We start from the raw sequence: 307 nt of genomic DNA, 5'->3' as shown, positions 1-307 counted from the left end.
GGCTTCCGCACCTTTTTCTTGTTCTTGAATGAAATGTTGCTCTGCTTGTTGTGAATGCTGTGACCGATGTAGGTTTCCTCTTTCAAAATGCTCTTGACCTGTGCTATCGTCCACGCATAGGCTTTTTCTGCGGGCGCACCGGCGTAGATATTGGCGAAAGTCCCGTATCTTTCATAGTTCAGCCAGCCGGGGGTAGGTACTTTTTCCTCCACCAGAATCCGTGTAATGCTGGCGGCTCCACGCCCGTGTACAGCAAGGTCAAAAATCTTCTCTACAATCCAGCGTGTTTCCGGGTCGATCAGAAGAT

General features: G+C 49.8%; 1 protein-coding gene. It reads right to left on the bottom strand.

The window, feature by feature from the left end; all coding sequences use genetic code 11:
• A partial coding sequence (locus tag LI164_RS16515; protein ID WP_227087388.1) for a recombinase family protein occupies positions 1-307 on the bottom strand: 307 nt, incomplete at both ends.

The organism is Dorea sp. 210702-DFI.3.125 (genome assembly GCF_020560945.1).
GTDB classification, from domain to species: domain Bacteria; phylum Bacillota; class Clostridia; order Lachnospirales; family Lachnospiraceae; genus Dorea; species Dorea formicigenerans.
Note: the sequence above shows the minus strand (reverse complement) of the source record. Positions and strands in the feature narration are given on the sequence as shown.